This is a genomic window from Bacillus sp. 22190 (genome assembly GCF_052045575.1).
GTDB classification, from domain to species: domain Bacteria; phylum Bacillota; class Bacilli; order Bacillales; family Bacillaceae; genus Bacillus; species Bacillus altitudinis.
This window is the reverse complement of record NZ_JBQEPF010000005.1, coordinates 167600-182944: the sequence shown is the minus strand read 5'-3', so window position 1 is coordinate 182944 and position 15345 is coordinate 167600. Positions and strand designations below refer to the sequence as shown.

The 15345-nt window shown below is 41.8% G+C and carries 14 protein-coding genes; all 14 read right to left on the bottom strand.

The genetic code is table 11. The features are described from left to right. Positions 1 to 83 precede the first annotated feature (83 nt). The 14 genes from nrdR to ACTJKA_RS09195 all read right to left on the bottom strand — a co-directional run bounded on the left by nrdR (position 84) and on the right by ACTJKA_RS09195 (position 15314). A complete protein-coding gene (nrdR, locus tag ACTJKA_RS09260; protein WP_003216720.1) occupies positions 84 to 542 on the bottom strand; it encodes a transcriptional regulator NrdR in 459 nt (152 codons plus the stop codon). A 4-nt stretch (positions 543 to 546) separates the two neighbouring features. Then, the gene (locus tag ACTJKA_RS09255) at positions 547 to 933 is read right to left on the bottom strand and encodes a hypothetical protein (protein ID WP_017358264.1); all 387 of its coding nucleotides are present in this window, start codon (positions 931 to 933) and stop codon (positions 547 to 549) included. A 185-nt stretch (positions 934 to 1118) separates the two neighbouring features. Then, positions 1119 to 1499: an adenosylmethionine decarboxylase gene (gene speD / locus ACTJKA_RS09250; RefSeq protein ID WP_003216492.1), complete on the bottom strand. Its 381-nt coding sequence runs from the start codon at positions 1497 to 1499 to the stop codon at positions 1119 to 1121. 235 nt (positions 1500 to 1734) lie between these two features. Beyond that, positions 1735 to 2757, bottom strand: coding sequence for a glyceraldehyde-3-phosphate dehydrogenase (locus ACTJKA_RS09245; RefSeq protein ID WP_440607702.1), 1023 nt, complete (start codon positions 2755 to 2757; stop codon positions 1735 to 1737). 172 nt (positions 2758 to 2929) lie between these two features. After that, positions 2930 to 3535: a dephospho-CoA kinase gene (gene coaE, locus ACTJKA_RS09240; RefSeq protein WP_440607701.1), complete on the bottom strand. Its 606-nt coding sequence runs from the start codon at positions 3533 to 3535 to the stop codon at positions 2930 to 2932. A gap of 13 nt (positions 3536 to 3548) precedes the next feature. Then, complete coding sequence (gene ytaF, locus ACTJKA_RS09235; protein WP_007501684.1) at positions 3549 to 4181, bottom strand: sporulation membrane protein YtaF; 633 nt, start codon at positions 4179 to 4181, stop codon at positions 3549 to 3551. A gap of 174 nt (positions 4182 to 4355) precedes the next feature. Further along, positions 4356 to 5189 carry a DNA-formamidopyrimidine glycosylase gene (gene mutM / locus ACTJKA_RS09230; RefSeq protein WP_046344190.1) on the bottom strand — a complete coding sequence of 278 codons (834 nt, stop codon included), beginning with the start codon at positions 5187 to 5189 and terminating at the stop codon, positions 4356 to 4358. 25 nt (positions 5190 to 5214) lie between these two features. Continuing rightward, a complete protein-coding gene (gene polA / locus ACTJKA_RS09225) occupies positions 5215 to 7854 on the bottom strand; it encodes a DNA polymerase I (protein WP_440607700.1) in 2640 nt (879 codons plus the stop codon). Positions 7855 to 8108: 254 nt separating this feature from the next. Then, positions 8109 to 9851 (bottom strand): two-component system histidine kinase PnpS, encoded by a 1743-nt coding sequence (gene pnpS, locus ACTJKA_RS09220; protein ID WP_213406935.1) that lies wholly within the window; start codon positions 9849 to 9851, stop codon positions 8109 to 8111. Continuing rightward, on the bottom strand, positions 9844 to 10572 hold the full coding sequence (locus tag ACTJKA_RS09215) for a response regulator transcription factor (RefSeq protein WP_017358269.1): 729 nt from the start codon (positions 10570 to 10572) through the stop codon (positions 9844 to 9846). The genes pnpS and ACTJKA_RS09215 overlap by 8 nt, the downstream gene beginning before the upstream one ends. 392 nt (positions 10573 to 10964) lie before the next feature. Next, the gene (gene mdh / locus ACTJKA_RS09210; protein WP_008346058.1) at positions 10965 to 11903 is read right to left on the bottom strand and encodes a malate dehydrogenase; all 939 of its coding nucleotides are present in this window, start codon (positions 11901 to 11903) and stop codon (positions 10965 to 10967) included. 34 nt (positions 11904 to 11937) lie between these two features. Next, a complete protein-coding gene (gene icd, locus ACTJKA_RS09205; RefSeq protein WP_008346060.1) occupies positions 11938 to 13209 on the bottom strand; it encodes an NADP-dependent isocitrate dehydrogenase in 1272 nt (423 codons plus the stop codon). Positions 13210 to 13355: 146 nt separating this feature from the next. Then, positions 13356 to 14474, bottom strand: a complete 1119-nt coding sequence (gene citZ, locus ACTJKA_RS09200; RefSeq protein WP_008346063.1) for a citrate synthase — start codon at positions 14472 to 14474, stop codon at positions 13356 to 13358. Between the two features lie 375 nt (positions 14475 to 14849). Further along, positions 14850 to 15314 carry a DUF441 domain-containing protein gene (locus ACTJKA_RS09195; protein WP_007501699.1) on the bottom strand — a complete coding sequence of 155 codons (465 nt, stop codon included), beginning with the start codon at positions 15312 to 15314 and terminating at the stop codon, positions 14850 to 14852. Between the last annotated feature and the right edge of the window lie 31 nt (positions 15315 to 15345).

The following is a 15345-nucleotide window of genomic DNA, read 5'->3' as shown; positions in this document are numbered from 1 at the left end:
AATACGGTTGTCTTCATTGTACACTCTTTTTGCGTTTTACGCTTTACGCAGGAAAAAGAGCATGAAGAATCTTCAGCTCTTTTTTAGCGTTCTTTCTTTAATAAATCTTTTAATTCATCAATAAATACATTGATATCTTTAAATTGACGGTATACCGACGCAAACCTGACGTAAGACACTTCATCAATTTTCGCCAGCTCGTCCATCACCATTTCCCCAACAAGCTCGCTTTTCACCTCTGACATGCCTTGGTTACGCAATTCCTTCTCGATGTTAAAGCAGACATCCTCGAGCTGTTTTAAAGCGACAGGACGTTTTTCACACGCTTTGATGAGGCCTCTTAGCATCTTTTCCCGGCTGAATTCTTCTCGAATTCCTTCTTTTTTCACGACAATCAATGGCAATTCTTCTAATTTTTCAAACGTCGTGAAGCGATATTGACAGCTTTCACACTCTCTTCTCCGACGGATGGACTTCCCTTCATCTACTGGTCTTGAATCAAGCACCCTTGTGCCAAGGTGCTGACATGTGGGACATTTCATTTCATCAGCTCCGATCTCTTCTTGGAAGTTGTTTGTCTAGTTCTTTATAGAGGGACAAAACAGCCTTTTGACTGTAGCCAAAGTCTGTTGGCAGTGCTGTTTCTGTTGTCACATTAAAATCGACAGCTGTTTCAAAAGGACGAATTGAAATGACAGTCGCCACGAGAAAAGCTTTTTTCGGCGTTCGTATGTTTGCGCTGATTTCACCTCGTTCTGCTGAAACAGATGTCACTTGATAGGAATCGTTTCTTGAAAGAACGGCTTCTACCGCTTGAAAAACTTGAGTTTGTGTCGATTTGTAGTAATGGCTTTTCAGCTCTGACACTGGATGATGGTCAGATGTTTCTGTATGATTTGAAATGAATCGTTTGAGCTTTTGTCCTAAAGTCATACACGTATCCCCTTTGTCATAAACCCTCTTCTTTATTTTATAAAAAAAACCTTTGTTTTCCTAGAACAAAAGTATAGACAGGTTGGATCATGCTGAATGCCCGTGTATGGAACAAATATAAAAAGGAGCATAACACAAAGGCATTTAATGCTTTTGGCCAGCTCCCATTGCAATCTTTTTTATGTTTACAGTGCTTTGGCTTGCGCCTGTTTCACTTGTACAGGTCCCATGCCTCGAGGAATTTCGATGTTTTCTCTTGTTTCAGCACCTAGTTCATCTCCGATATGATCTGCTGCAATATTCGGATCTAGATCGCCGCAAGTATAAACATCTATGCTCGCATAACCATGTTCAGGAAAGCTGTGAATTGTCAGATGAGATTCAGAAATAATGACAACTCCACTTACTCCTTGAGGTGCAAATTTGTGAAAAGCAACCTCTCTTACTTCAGCTCCTGATTTCAAAGCTGCATTTACAAACGTTTTTTCAATAAAATCCATGTCGTTCAGTTTATCACAGTCGCATCCCCATAACTCGGAGATAACGTGACGTCCGATTGTTTCCATCATGGACCCCCCTTAAACAAGAATGAAAGAGTGAAGTTCTAAGCAGCCGGACCGGACATATACCACGGGGGAAAGTTAGTCCAAAGAGGTCCTAACCCTTTAAGTATACCCGAATGAGTCTGCGAACAAGAAGTTCACGAAAAATAGTATACTTTGTTTAGACCCATTTTGCAAGCTGTGTTTTTAGTGGGATTTTCTCTCATTTCTTGAAAAGGGACGTTCAGTCTTCTTCATTTCAAACAGCTGAAAGCTCTTTCATCTGTGAACCAACAAACTTTACAAGATCAACCACTCTGCAAGAATAGCCCCATTCATTGTCATACCATGCAAGAACTTTTACTTTTCTGCCTTCCATCACCATCGTTGTGAGTCCATCAACGACAGCAGAATAAGGGTTTGTGTTAAAGTCTGTGGAGACAAGTGGTTCATCGGTGTAATCTAATATGCCAGCAAGAGATGTTTTTGAAGCCGTTGCAAAGGCAGCATTGACCTCTTCTGCCGTGACATCTTTTTTCAAGTCGACCACAAGATCAACCATCGACACATTTGAAACCGGTACGCGAAGTGCAAGTCCATGTAATTTCCCTTTCATGTGCGGCAGCACTAAAGAAAGCGCTTTAGCGGCACCCGTCGTCGTTGGAATGATGGACTGGGCACATGCTCTTGCCCGGCGCAAATCCTTGTGGGGGTTGTCGATATTTTTTTGATCATTTGTATAAGCATGAACCGTTGTCATTAAGCCGTTGTCGATGCCAAATTCATCATCTAACAGCTTGACAACTGGTGCTAAGCAGTTTGTTGTACAAGATGCGTTTGAAATAACGACGTGCTTTTCAGGATCAAGATCATCCTCATTGACACCCATTACAATTGTAACGTCTTCATTTTTACCTGGAGCTGTAAGTACGACCTTTTTCGCTCCGGCATCTATATGGCCCATCGCTTGATCTTTTGAATTAAATTTCCCTGTTGCTTCGATCACGATATCAATCCCAAGCTCTCCCCATGGAAGCTGCTTTGGCTCTCTATTATTGAGCAAAAGCACTCTTTTGCCATTGACAATCAACGCGTCATCTTCTGCTGTCACATCGCATTCGTAACGTCCATGATTTGTGTCATATTTAATTAAATGTGCTAGCGTTTCGGCAGGATAGCTTGCGTTCACCGCTACAATTTGAATTTGATCATCAAGCATTGCTTTTCTGAAGACCATGCGTCCAATTCTGCCAAACCCATTGATCGCTGCTTTTACCTTCATGAACAGGTCACTCCTCTATTATGTGTTATACTCAATAAATTTATTTATGAAATTAGTATATCACATTAGAATGTAATTGCCAGTATATAAACGTATATTTTCAAAAAAGGGCTGTTCTTTGCAATGAAATTGACGAAAAAAGCATAAAAAAAGAAGAGTACTGTATGTACTCTTACTTATCTGTATGTTCCCATTCGTTTAATATGTTCTCTAATTGCTTTCTCATAAAAGCAAGATCTTTTGTGTTTTCTATCACACAGTCTGCTTTTTGGCATTTTTCCTCAAGAGGCTGCTGGGAGTGAATGCGATTCAGTGCTTCTTCCTCGCTCAGGTCGTTTCGATTCATGAGCCGCGACAGCTGCAATTCAGGCGTCGTGTACACAACGATGATGCGGTCGACTAGCCCTTCCAGCTTGCTCTCGAATAGGAGCGGGATATCAAGCACAACAAATGTTTCATTGTTGCTCACCCCTTCATCACGCTGCTCGAGCATTTCTTTTCTGACTTCAGGATGAACGATGGCATTGAGCTTTTTTCTTTTCTCTTCATCAGAAAAAATGATCGCTCCAAGCTGCTGCCGGTTCAGTTCACCATTTGGCAGAAGAACCTCTTCACCAAAAGTTTGAACGATTTGATGAAGGGCAGCCGATCCTTTAGAAACCGCTTCTTTTGCAATGATATCAGCATCCACCACCCGAATGCCTTTCTCTTTTATCATCTGCGAGACTGTGCTTTTTCCGCTAGCAATCCCGCCTGTTAATCCAATGACGAGCGTCAATTCGTTTCCTCCTTTACAGCTTCCACACCCCAATTAAAATGAGCAACAGCCCTGGTAAGCATGCGAGTTTATCGATCCAGCGCCAATTGGCCAAATAATGACCTGCACGCAGTCCGATGCATACAAAAAGAGAACTCATCACAGCGACCGTGATGCTCATGACAATTGGAGAAAAACCAAGAATCGCTGCACCAATCCCTGCACCAAATGCATCGATGGATAAAGCAATTCCAAGAAGCACCGCTTCCATTCCATTAATGGTGCCAGAGCGGTCAATATCTGCACTTGTAGGCTTTCGCAAAATATGAATGACAAGCCCAAGAGACTGCACTTCTACATTGAGAAGTGTTTTTTCATGAAGGAGCAAATCACGCTCTTTCGCTGGTTTATAAAATTGATACAGAACCCAAAGTCCGATGGCAATTAAGATGCCTCCACCCAGTTTATCTGTCACTGAGACAGGGAGGAATGTTGTGAGCAGGCTGCCAATCAGCATGGAAATGAGCAACACAATTCCTGAACAGCAAGCAATAATAACGATGGCTTTAAATGGAATCCTCATCTTGCGAAGACCATACGTAAAACCTACAGAAAAGCTGTCAATGCTGACGGCAATAGCTAAAAACAGAAGCGAAAACGAAATCATACCTGTACTCTTCCTTTCTGTTCATGCAACGATGATCAAGAGTCTCTAGGCGTCCTTAGACTCTTCTTCACTATATGAAGAGCAGGTGGGCTGTGTGTCAGTCTACACCTTGCTGAAAAAAGAATGTTTTTTATCGTATGCATGGCAAAAAGGAAGCATGCTGACGGCTTACTTTTATGAAGGGCGTTTTTGGCAGGTCACACAAAAATGAGTGCCGCGCCCTCCCACCACTGTTTTTTCTATGATACTTCCGCACGTCTGGCAAGGTTCTCCCCGCCGGTCATATACAAGAAGCTGTAATTGAAAAGTCCCAATATCACCTTGTGAATTGATGTAGGAACGAATGGTGCTACCTCCTGCATCAACAGCCACTTGAAGCGTGTCAATAATATGTTTGTGGAGCACCTTGCAAGATTCAAGACTTAGCTGATTCGCTTTTGTTTCTGGATGAATGCCTGATTTAAACAGCACTTCATCTACATAAATATTACCAAGGCCAACCACAATCTTTTGATCAAGTAAAGCCGTTTTGACCACGCGGGAGGTTTTCTTTAATTGCTCCCATAAATATTCTGGTGTAAATGAGTCTGAAAAAGGTTCATATCCCAGCTGTGATAGCGGAAGTTCTTTTTCTTCTTCGCCTGGCTGAAATAGATGCATCGTCCCAAATTTACGGACATCATGGTACCGAAGTTCGGTACGATCTGTGAACGTAAAGACGACGTGTACATGTTTATCATAAGGCTCACCAGTTTCATGTACACGGTATTTCCCTTCCATTCTTAAATGGGAGACCATCACATAGTGGTCTAAATGAAAGAGTAGAAACTTTCCTCTTCTTTCAATGGCTTGAATGGTTTCTCCTACCATCCTTCTAGCGAACTCTTCCGGTTCCCCAGGACGTTTGATGATATTTGGCCATTTGATATCGACCGTTTCAATCGTTTTTCCTTTGACTAACCGCTGAAGAGTGCGCCGGACGGTTTCTACCTCTGGTAATTCCGGCATGCTCCTCGCTCCTTTTTCTCTCTCTTTATTTTGCGTCGTACCAAGATGGACCTGAAGCGAAATCGACTTTTAGCGGCACATCGAGCTGAAGTGCGCTTTCCATGACTTCAGGGACGATTTTTTCTAATATGGCGATTTCTTCTTTTGGCGCTTCAAAGATCAGTTCATCGTGCACTTGCAATAACAGATTTGCCTGCAGGTTCTCTTCTTTTAACTTTCGTGCCATATCAATCATCGCTTTTTTGATGATATCGGCGGCACTGCCTTGGATCGGTGTGTTCATTGCCGTTCTTTCCGCAAAGCTTTTCACATTAAAATTACGGCTTGTGATATCTGGAATATATCGTCTACGTTTAAGAAGCGTGGTCACATACCCTTTTTGTTTTGCTTCCTGCACGATGTCCTCCATATAGGTTTTCACGCCTTTAAAGCTTGTTAAATAACGTTCAATGAAGGCCGCTGCTTCTTTTCTTGTAATCCCAAGGTTTTGAGACAGTCCATAATCACTAATTCCATACACGATTCCGAAGTTGACAGCTTTGGCCTGTCTTCTCATAGAGGAAGTCACTTCTTCTTCTGACACATGGAACACATCCATGGCTGTTTTCGTGTGAATATCCATATCTTGCGTAAAGGCTTCAATCAAGTTCTCATCTTGAGAAATGTGCGCGAGTACACGCAGCTCAATTTGAGAATAATCAGCCGCAAACATGAGCCAGCCTTCTTTTGACGGGACGAACGCTTGACGAATCTTTCGGCCTTCTTCTAAACGAATCGGGATGTTTTGAAGGTTTGGGTCTGTTGAGCTTAGTCTTCCTGTTTGTGTAAGTGCCTGATTAAATCTTGTGTGCACTTTATGCGTATCTTTGCGCGTCACTTTCATTAAGCCTTCCACATAAGTGGATTGCAGCTTTCCTATTTGACGGTAATGCAGAATGGACCGAATAATTTCGTGCTTGTCTTCAAGCTTTTCAAGGACATCCGCAGACGTAGAGTAGCCTGTTTTGGTCTTTTTGATAACCGGCAGTCCTAATTTTTCAAATAAAATCACACCAAGTTGCTTCGGTGAATTGATGTTAAATGTTTCTCCTGCTAACCGATGAATGGTTTCTTCATATTCCTTCAGCTTCTTCGTGAGTTCTTCACCCATTTTCTGAAGACGTTCAACATCCACTTTTACCCCAAGAGATTCCATTTCACCTAAGATGAGGGCAAGTGGCAGCTCTAAATCTTCATACAGCTCATGCTGATCATTTTTTTCTAACGCTTCAAGGGTCAAATCATGCAGCGCAGAGATCGCTGCTGCTTTTCTTCCAAGATGGTCTTTTAGCTCTTCTTCAGGTGGAATCGCCTGTTTCGCTCCTTTTCCGTATACTTTTTCATCGGAAAGGGCAATATTTAGGCCATATTCCTTCGCCACACTTGCAACGTCCTCATAAGATTTCTGCGGATTGACCACATAGGAAGCGAGCAGGACATCGTTATCGACACCTTTAAGATCAACACCATGCCATCTGAGCGCAACAACCGCTCTTTTGGAATCAAAGACCCATTTCTTCTTCGTTTCATCCTGTACCCATTGTTTAAACGCTTCAGATTGCAGAGCATCTTCTTTTGTCATAAAAAATGCACCGTTCTCATTATGGATCGCAAACCCTATCAAATCGGCTTCGTGATAATTGTCTCCTAGCTGTTCTACCACAAGTGCAGCGTGATCTGTCAGCATGTCCTCCGTGACATCTGTCATTTTCTTCACGTCTAGTTCGTCTATTTCTACTGGTTCATCTGATTCTGGCGCTTCTCCTAAACGCTCTAGCAGCGTTTGAAAGCCCAGTTCTTTATAAAGAGAGATGACCTGCTCCATGTGAGGACCTTCATAGGCGAGCTCTTTGCTTGACACATCTATTGGTGCTTCTACGAGAATCGTCGCCAGCTTTTTACTCATCACCGCTTGTTCTTTATATTCTTCAAGCTTTTCTTTTAGCTTTTTCCCGCTGACTTCGTCAATATGATCAAGCAGATTTTCAACCGTTTCAAACTGCTTTAGTAATTTGATCGCTGTTTTTTCACCGACACCAGGCACGCCTGGGATATTGTCTGATGAGTCTCCCATCAGCCCTTTCATGTCGATGATTTGATCTGGTCTGAGGCCGTATTTCTCTTCAATATGGGCTGGTGTGTAATATTCTACTTCTGTGATCCCTTTTTTCGTAATGGCTACTGTTGTATGGTCTGTTGAAAGCTGCGTTAAGTCTTTATCTCCTGAGAAGATCTTGACCTCGAAGCCGTCCTTTTCTGCCTCTACAGCCAATGTGCCGATAATGTCATCCGCCTCGTATTGCGGAAGCTCGTACCTTTTCACTTGATAAGCATCTAATAGCTCACGGATGAACGGCATTTGTTCTGATAGTTCTGGCGGAGTTTTTTGTCTTCCGCCTTTATATTCCTTAAAGGTCTCGTGACGGAAGGTGGTTTTACCCGCATCAAATGCTACGAGCATATGAGTCGGCTTCTCGTCTTCCAGCATCTTCATTAAGATCATCGCAAAGCCATAAATGGCATTTGTATGTACGCCTTTATCATTGGATAATAGCGGCAAAGCAAAAAAGGCTCGATAAGCGAGACTGTTTCCATCCACAAGTACTAATTTCTTTTGATCTGTCATCTTTTAATCCTCCATCGACTGAGCCGGCTCAGCCGTCTCTTTCGCACATTGTATGTTCATTTTATCAAAGTTTATTTTGAAAAGAAAATAGACGAGCCTGCATAAAAAAGGGACGAAAACAACAAGTGTTTTCGTCCTTCCAAAATTGGCTCCTTGGATGAAGGGGTTCCTATTCATCCTACCAATGATTGATTAACAAAACATGAATTCATTGTAAAGATCATGTAAATTTTAACGCCACTTTCCATTCTTCTCTATTTTGACTTTAAACTCACGGTAAACGTCGTCCCTTTGCCTTGTTTGCTATGAACAGAAATCGTTCCTTCATGTGCTTCGACAAGGTGTTTGACAATGGCAAGACCCAGCCCTGTACCGCCTGAGTTTCTACTTCGATCTTTATCAATTCGATAAAATCTCTCGAATATTCTTGGAATTTCACTCTTTTTCATACCGATCCCTGTATCTGCTACATCAAATTCATAGCTGCCTTTCCTCTGTCTTGCTGTGATCGTGACATTTCCTCCCTCTGGTGTATAGGTGAGGGCATTATTGATCAGGTTGAGGAAAATTTGTTTTAATCTCAGCGGATCTGCCATGACATAGACCGGCTCTTTCGGGACACGCACTTGTAGGTCAATGCCTTTTTCAGCAGCCTTTTGTTTTAGCAGCACTTCAATCTCTTGAATGATTTCTGTCGCATTGGCTTCTTGAATATTCAGCTTAAAATGCTGCTGTTCAATTTTCGAGAGATCAAGTAAGTCTTGGATGAGCGTTTCTAAACGAATACTCTCTTTTAGGATGATAGACAAAAATTGTGTCAGCGCTTCTTTGTCGTCAATGGCACCATCAAGAAGTGTTTCAGAAAAGCCTTTAATTGACGTGATCGGTGTCTTTAATTCATGTGACACGTTAGCGACAAAGTCTTTTCGCATCTGTTCTAGCTGCTTTGTTTCTGTCACATCATGAAAGACAAGAACAATTCCTTTCCATTCATCGTCCGTACTTAAGATCGGAACACCATCGACTTGGAAATAACGCCGCTCGATGTCAACAGCGAGACGTAAGAACTTTCGGACCTTGGTTTCTGTCATGAAAATTTCGTCTATTAATTCAATAATCTCTTCATGGGTAAAGGCTTCATGATACAGCTTGTGCATGTAAATGTGTTTTTGCACTTTGAATTGCTTGCGGAATGTTCGATTGACTAAGTGGATATAGCCCATTTTATCAATCAAAATAATCCCCGCTCCAATGTTTTCAATGACTGTTTGCAGACGATCTCGCTGCATTTCGCCAGCGCTTGTCATGTCTTGAAGACTTTCTGCCAGACGCTTCATTGATGTATTGAGTTCACTTGTTTCAATGATCAGCTCTTCATAGTTATTTGTATCATAGTTCCCTCGTTCAAGCTGTTTGGCCACCTTTGTGGCATAATCAATCGGCTTTACATACTTCATCGACATGCGATAGCCAAAAAAGACGATGATAATGATGGCTGAACCAAGACAAAAGGCTAATGCAAGCCAGAGCTGACCATCAATCTCATTCAAAGGCTGGAATGAAGCATGAAGAAATAAATATCCCGCCGGTTCGTTTTGTTTCATCATTGGAACTGCATAATGAAACAGCGCATCCTTCTCATCCTCAATGAACGTTCCTTTTGTTTGGAGCTGCTCACTTTTCAGTGTGTTTAAAATGACAGCCCTTTGTTCTGCTTGACCCGTTGTATGTATGATATTCCCCTTCACGTCCACAATCGACGCATTCATATCGAGATGCTGCTTTGCTTGATTGAGAATCTTCTTGTTTTGCTCCGCGTTCAAATCTTCAACATTCATTGAAGAAAGGAGAAAACTCGATTCCTTTTCCATTCGTTCGGTTAATTTTGTTTCATAGAAAATATGAAACATATGATCCAAGAAAAGACCAAGCGCAACAAACACAATAAACAGGAGAAAAATGAGCCCAGAAAAAAGGCGGGTTCTCACTTTACTCATTTGGCTTTGGCTCCTCCAATTTGTAGCCTAAGCCTCGAATGGTTTTAATATATGTTGGTTTTTTCGTGTTCTTTTCAATTTTGTCCCGCAAGTGGCTGATATGCACATCCACAATACGAGTATCACCTGCAAAGTCATAATTCCAAACCGCACTTAACAATAGATCACGCGTCAAGACACGGCCTTTATGCTTAGCCAAATAAAGAAGCAGTTCAAACTCCTTTGGCGTGAGCTCTAGACGTTCTTCTTGGAAATAGACTTCGTAATGTTCAGGTAAAATGCGCAGGTCTCCAATTTTGATTTGGTCTGCAATGATCTCTTCCTTCTCTTCTTGCACGGGAGCCGGCTGAGATTGCTGTGCTCTTCTCAAAATGGCTTTTACCCGAGCACCCACTTCTCTAGGACTGAAAGGTTTTGTCATGTAATCATCGGCTCCAAGTTCAAGACCGAGCACCTTATCAAATTCATCGTCCTTTGCTGTCAGCATTAAAATAGGGAACATCATTTTTTGAATTCTCAGTTGTTTGCACACTTCAATGCCGTCCATTTTCGGAAGCATTAAATCAAGCACAATCAGATCAGGCTGTTCACTTGCTGCTTTTTCAAGCGCTTCTTCTCCGTCTTTTGCTGTGACGACATCGTAGCCCGCCCTTTCAAGGTTATAGCTTAGAAGTGTTACAATTGATTCTTCATCATCCACAACTAATATTTTTTTATTCATGTTGTGCCTCCAATTAGTGATTTCCCCTGCATCCGGTTTTTTGTATCTTATGTGAAAAGCGAGAAGTCATGCTTTCTCTTTCATTTTAACGAAAGCTTAACAAGAGAACAATTTAAAATTTCGACAAGATTGGTTTTGTAAATAAAAAGAAGACTCCTCATACGAGAAGCCTTCTCAGCGTGTAGACAAACCCTCGCATTCGGTGTCAGTCCTGCGCGCTGGTGCTCACGAATGTCAAATTCGCTCCGCGCCAGTACTCGCCCTTCCTAGACTGCAAAGGTTTTCTATCACGCTGAAAAGAAGACAAAGGGCTAAAATAAACAACATTTTAGCCCTTTGTCAACAATCTGAAAGAAGACTTCTCTTACGAGAAGCCTTCTTTTTTATTCATATTAAGACAATACTTTCATGACGTTCTTTACAGATTCAACAGAACGGTCAAGCTGACTTCTTTCTTCTTCTGTCAGCTCAAGCTCGATGATCTGCTCAAGGCCGTTTCCACCTACGATTGTTGGAACTCCAAGGTAAATGCCTTCGTAGCCATATTCACCTTCAAGGTATGCAATCGTCGGCATGACGCGGCGTTGATCTTTTAAGATCGCCTCAACCATTTCAACGAGTGAAGCAGCAGGTGCATAATATGCACTACCGTTACCTAATAGGTTGACGATTTCACCGCCGCCTTTTCTTGTTCTTTCAACAATTGCATCAATTCGCTCTTTAGGAATTAATGTTTCCAGCGGGATACCGCCTGCATAAGAGTAACGTACAAGAGGAACCATGTCGTCCCCATGTCCGCCAAGAACAAAGCCCGTCACATCTTTCACAGATAGGTTTAATTCTTGAGCAACGAACGTACGGAAACGTGCTGTATCAAGAATTCCTGATTGTCCGATGACTCTTTCTTTTGGTAATCCTGATTCTTTATAAACTGCATATGTCATTGCATCAACAGGGTTTGTTAACACAACAATGATCGCTTCTGGAGAATATTTAACGATTTCACGTGTCACACTGCGCATGATTTTTTCATTTGTTGACACGAGGTCGTCACGGCTCATTCCCGGCTTTCTTGCAATTCCTGCCGTAATGACCACGACATCAGAACCGGCTGTATCTTCGTAGTTAGAAGTTCCTGTAATATTCGCATCGAAGCCTTGAACAGGGCTTGCTTCCAGCATGTCAAGTGCCTTCCCTTTTGTCGGGTTCTCAAGCTGAGGGATATCCACTAATACGACATCCGCTAATTCTTTTTGAGCTGTTAGAAATGCTGTAGTTGCTCCAGTAAAGCCTGCTCCGATGACAGATACTTTTTTACGCTTGTTTGCCATTTCCTTTTTCCCCTTTAACTTTAAAGTTTAAGAATCAAGACAAGTTTTTGATGAGCTCGTCAGCAAACTCAGAACATTTCACTTCTGTTGCACCGTCCATTAATCTAGCAAAATCGTACGTGACGACTTTAGATGCAATTGTTTTTTCAACAGATTGAATCACTAGATCAGCAGCTTCTTGCCATCCAAGGTGCTCAAGTAAAAGCACGCCTGATAGAAGAACAGAAGATGGATTCACTTTATCAAGACCAGCATATTTCGGTGCTGTTCCGTGAGTCGCTTCAAAAATAGCGTGTCCTGTTTCGTAGTTGATGTTTGCACCAGGTGCGATACCAATTCCACCAACTTGTGCTGCAAGTGCATCAGAGATGTAGTCTCCGTTTAAGTTCATTGTTGCGACAACATCGAACTCAGCTGGACGAGTTAAAATTTGTTGAAGGAAAATATCTGCAATGCTGTCTTTGACAATGATTTTGCCAGCAGCTTCTGCTTCACTTTGCGCTTTGTTTGCCGCATCTTTTCCATCTTGTTCTACAATACGATCATATTGTGCCCATGTAAAGACTTTGTCGCCAAACTCTTTTTCAGCCACTTCGTAGCCCCAGTTTTTGAAGGCTCCTTCTGTAAATTTCATGATGTTTCCTTTGTGAACAAGTGTCACAGATTTACGGCCTTGGTCAATCGCATATTGGATCGCTGCTCTGACAAGACGAGATGTTCCTTCTTCAGAAACTGGTTTGATTCCGATACCTGATGTTTCTGGGAAACGGATTTTATTCACACCTAATTCGTTTTTCAAGAAGTCGATTAACTTCTTCACTTCGTCTGATCCTTTTGCATACTCGATTCCTGCATAGATATCTTCAGTGTTTTCACGAAAGATGACCATGTCTGTGTCTTCTGGACGTTTCACAGGAGATGGTACGCCTTGGAACCAGCGAACTGGACGTAAGCATGTGAATAAATCAAGCTCTTGTCTTAGTGCCACGTTCAATGAACGGATTCCTCCGCCAATTGGTGTTGTCAGTGGTCCTTTGATCGCGATTAAATATTCACGAATGTCTTCAAGTGTTTGCTCTGGAAGCCATTCGCCCGTTTTATTATAAGCTTTTTCACCTGCATATACTTCTTTCCAAGTGATTTGCTTTTCACCTTTATATGCTTTTTCTACAGCTGCTTCAAGAACTCTTGATGCTGCTTTCCAAATGTCAGGACCGATTCCGTCCCCTTCGATAAACGGGATAATTGGATTATTTGGTACATTCAATACGCCGCCAGTAACTGTAATTTTTTCGCCTTGTGACAATGATATTACCTCCCAGGTTATGTAGTGAATATTTGAAACTTCCAAGCTTGATGTCTGCAAGCCAAGAAGTTTTTCACGTGATTCGTTTTTTGTTGATATGGAGGCTGATTGGTTTAGATGGATCAGCCTCCGCTATTCTATAAACATTAGTCTCTTTCACTGATCGGAACAAACGTTTGAAGATCAGGTCCAATATAGTCAGCTCTTGGACGGATCAGACGGTTGTTGTCATATTGCTCTAAAATGTGAGCAATCCATCCAGAGAATCGGCTGATCACGAAAATTGGTGTAAACAAGTCATGATCAATCCCAAGACTGTGATAGACAGAAGCAGAATAAAAATCAACATTTGGTGGAAGATTTTTCTCTGATGTCACGATTTCCTCTGCGCGTACAGACATTTCATACCATTTTGGCTCGCCTGTGAGATTTGTTAAGCGCTGGCTCATTTCTTTTAAATGTTTTGCACGCGGGTCACCCTGGCGGTAAACGCGGTGGCCAAAGCCCATAATTTTCTCTTTCTTCTCTAGCTTACCATGAATATAGGAATCTACGTTTTCAACTTCGCCAATTTCTGACAGCATCTTCATTACGCCTTCATTTGCGCCGCCATGAAGTGGTCCTTTCAATGCGCCGATAGCCGCTGTTACACCAGAGTAGATATCTGATAGTGTAGCAACACATACACGTGCTGTAAATGTCGATGCGTTTAATTCGTGATCCGCATGTAGAATGAGCGCTTTATCAATCGCTTCAATTTCTACTGGTGAAGGCTCTTCGCCGTTTAGCATATATAAGAAGTTTGCAGCATAGCTGTATTCTTCTTTTGGCTGTACAGGCTCAAGTCCCTTTCGAATACGTGAGAATGCAGCGACAAGTCCAGAAATTTTCGCTTGTAAGCGAATGGCTTTTCTGTAATTCGCTTCTTTGTCCATAATCTCTGATTCGTCATCAAGTAAACCTAATAAGGATACCGCTGTACGAATCGCAGACATTGGATGAACCCCATCCAGCGAATAAGATTTAAAGTGCTCAATGATCTCTTGCGGAATATGAGCATTTTCATTGAGCTGCTGCTTTAACTCGCTTAGCTCCTGCTCATTCGGCAGCTTTAAGTGCCATAACAGGTAGACAATTTCTTCGAAAGTCGCTTTTTCAGTTAAATCATCGATATTGTACCCTACATAAGTAAGAGTATCATCAATAATTGAGCTTACGGATGAAGTTGTTGCCACGATACCTTCAAGACCTCTTGTTGCTGTCATGTTCAATCTCCCCTTTTTAAAAAGATTCCCCTTCGTTGCAAAATTCTCGCTTTTTGAAAGCGCTATCCAACCAAAATAGGCTGGCAGGTTTAGAAAAGAAAATGCTTACATTTACCTATACGGTTAGAGCGCTTTTAGCCTCATATCTCGTGTTTGATCAATGAGTTCAAAATTAAGCCTATTCCCATTATAAACAATAATCAGACATTTGTTAAATGTTTAACTATAATTTTTTTTGATATTTTTTTTTCCAGCCTTCCGGTTCGGGCATGGAATAAAGGGATTTTGCTTCTTTTAATATATTTAATTATGTTTTTTTGCAAAAGCTCACGCCAGAAAAAAAATCAAAAGAAAGTGGCATGAGCCACTCTCTTTTTAACCGCTGAAAAATTTCACTGCTTGCATCGCTAAATAGGCAATTCCAGCACCAATCAGCGGGCCAACAGCCACACCTTTGAATAAGCTGACTGCCAAAATCGTACCGAATACAAGTGCCGCTGTGATATGCGGATCGTTTTCGAGTAGCACAATGCCGTTTTTTGCAATTAATGCTACTAATATACCCGCTCCAAGAGCTATCCAAGCATAGGAAGATTTCATTGCTTCTCCAAGCTGTTTAAATCCAATGTCCCCTGTTGCGATCGGAACAAGCACAGCGATCGTGATGACCGTCACACCCCAATTGATACCTTTTGATTGCAGAACCGGGAATATTTTTTGATCCAGGCCAATCAGCTTAATGGCAATCAGCACAGAGACCGCTAAAATTAACGAATTGTTTTTTGCAATAAGTGCAATAACGAGTAAAAGAACCAAAAACAAATTTGCTTGAGTAAACATACGCCGCTCCTTTCTTTCTTTTTATTGCGAC

Bases quoted from the DNA above. Each gene is read 5' to 3' on its own strand.
- nrdR (WP_003216720.1), bottom strand. From the start codon at position 542: ATGAAATGTCCCACATGTCAGCACCTTGGCACAAGGGTGCTTGATTCA.
- ACTJKA_RS09255 (WP_017358264.1), bottom strand. From the start codon at position 933: ATGACTTTAGGACAAAAGCTCAAACGATTCATTTCAAATCATACAGAA.
- speD (WP_003216492.1), bottom strand. From the start codon at position 1,499: ATGGAAACAATCGGACGTCACGTTATCTCCGAGTTATGGGGATGCGAC.
- ACTJKA_RS09245 (WP_440607702.1), bottom strand. From the start codon at position 2,757: ATGAAGGTAAAAGCAGCGATCAATGGGTTTGGCAGAATTGGACGCATG.
- ytaF (WP_007501684.1), bottom strand. From the start codon at position 4,181: ATGATTTCGTTTTCGCTTCTGTTTTTAGCTATTGCCGTCAGCATTGAC.
- mutM (WP_046344190.1), bottom strand. From the start codon at position 5,189: ATGCCGGAATTACCAGAGGTAGAAACCGTCCGGCGCACTCTTCAGCGG.
- polA (WP_440607700.1), bottom strand. From the start codon at position 7,854: ATGACAGATCAAAAGAAATTAGTACTTGTGGATGGAAACAGTCTCGCT.
- pnpS (WP_213406935.1), bottom strand. From the start codon at position 9,851: ATGAGTAAAGTGAGAACCCGCCTTTTTTCTGGGCTCATTTTTCTCCTG.
- ACTJKA_RS09215 (WP_017358269.1), bottom strand. From the start codon at position 10,572: ATGAATAAAAAAATATTAGTTGTGGATGATGAAGAATCAATTGTAACA.
- mdh (WP_008346058.1), bottom strand. From the start codon at position 11,903: ATGGCAAACAAGCGTAAAAAAGTATCTGTCATCGGAGCAGGCTTTACT.
- citZ (WP_008346063.1), bottom strand. From the start codon at position 14,474: ATGACAGCAACAAGAGGTCTTGAAGGTATCGTGGCAACAACTTCATCC.
- ACTJKA_RS09195 (WP_007501699.1), bottom strand. From the start codon at position 15,314: ATGTTTACTCAAGCAAATTTGTTTTTGGTTCTTTTACTCGTTATTGCA.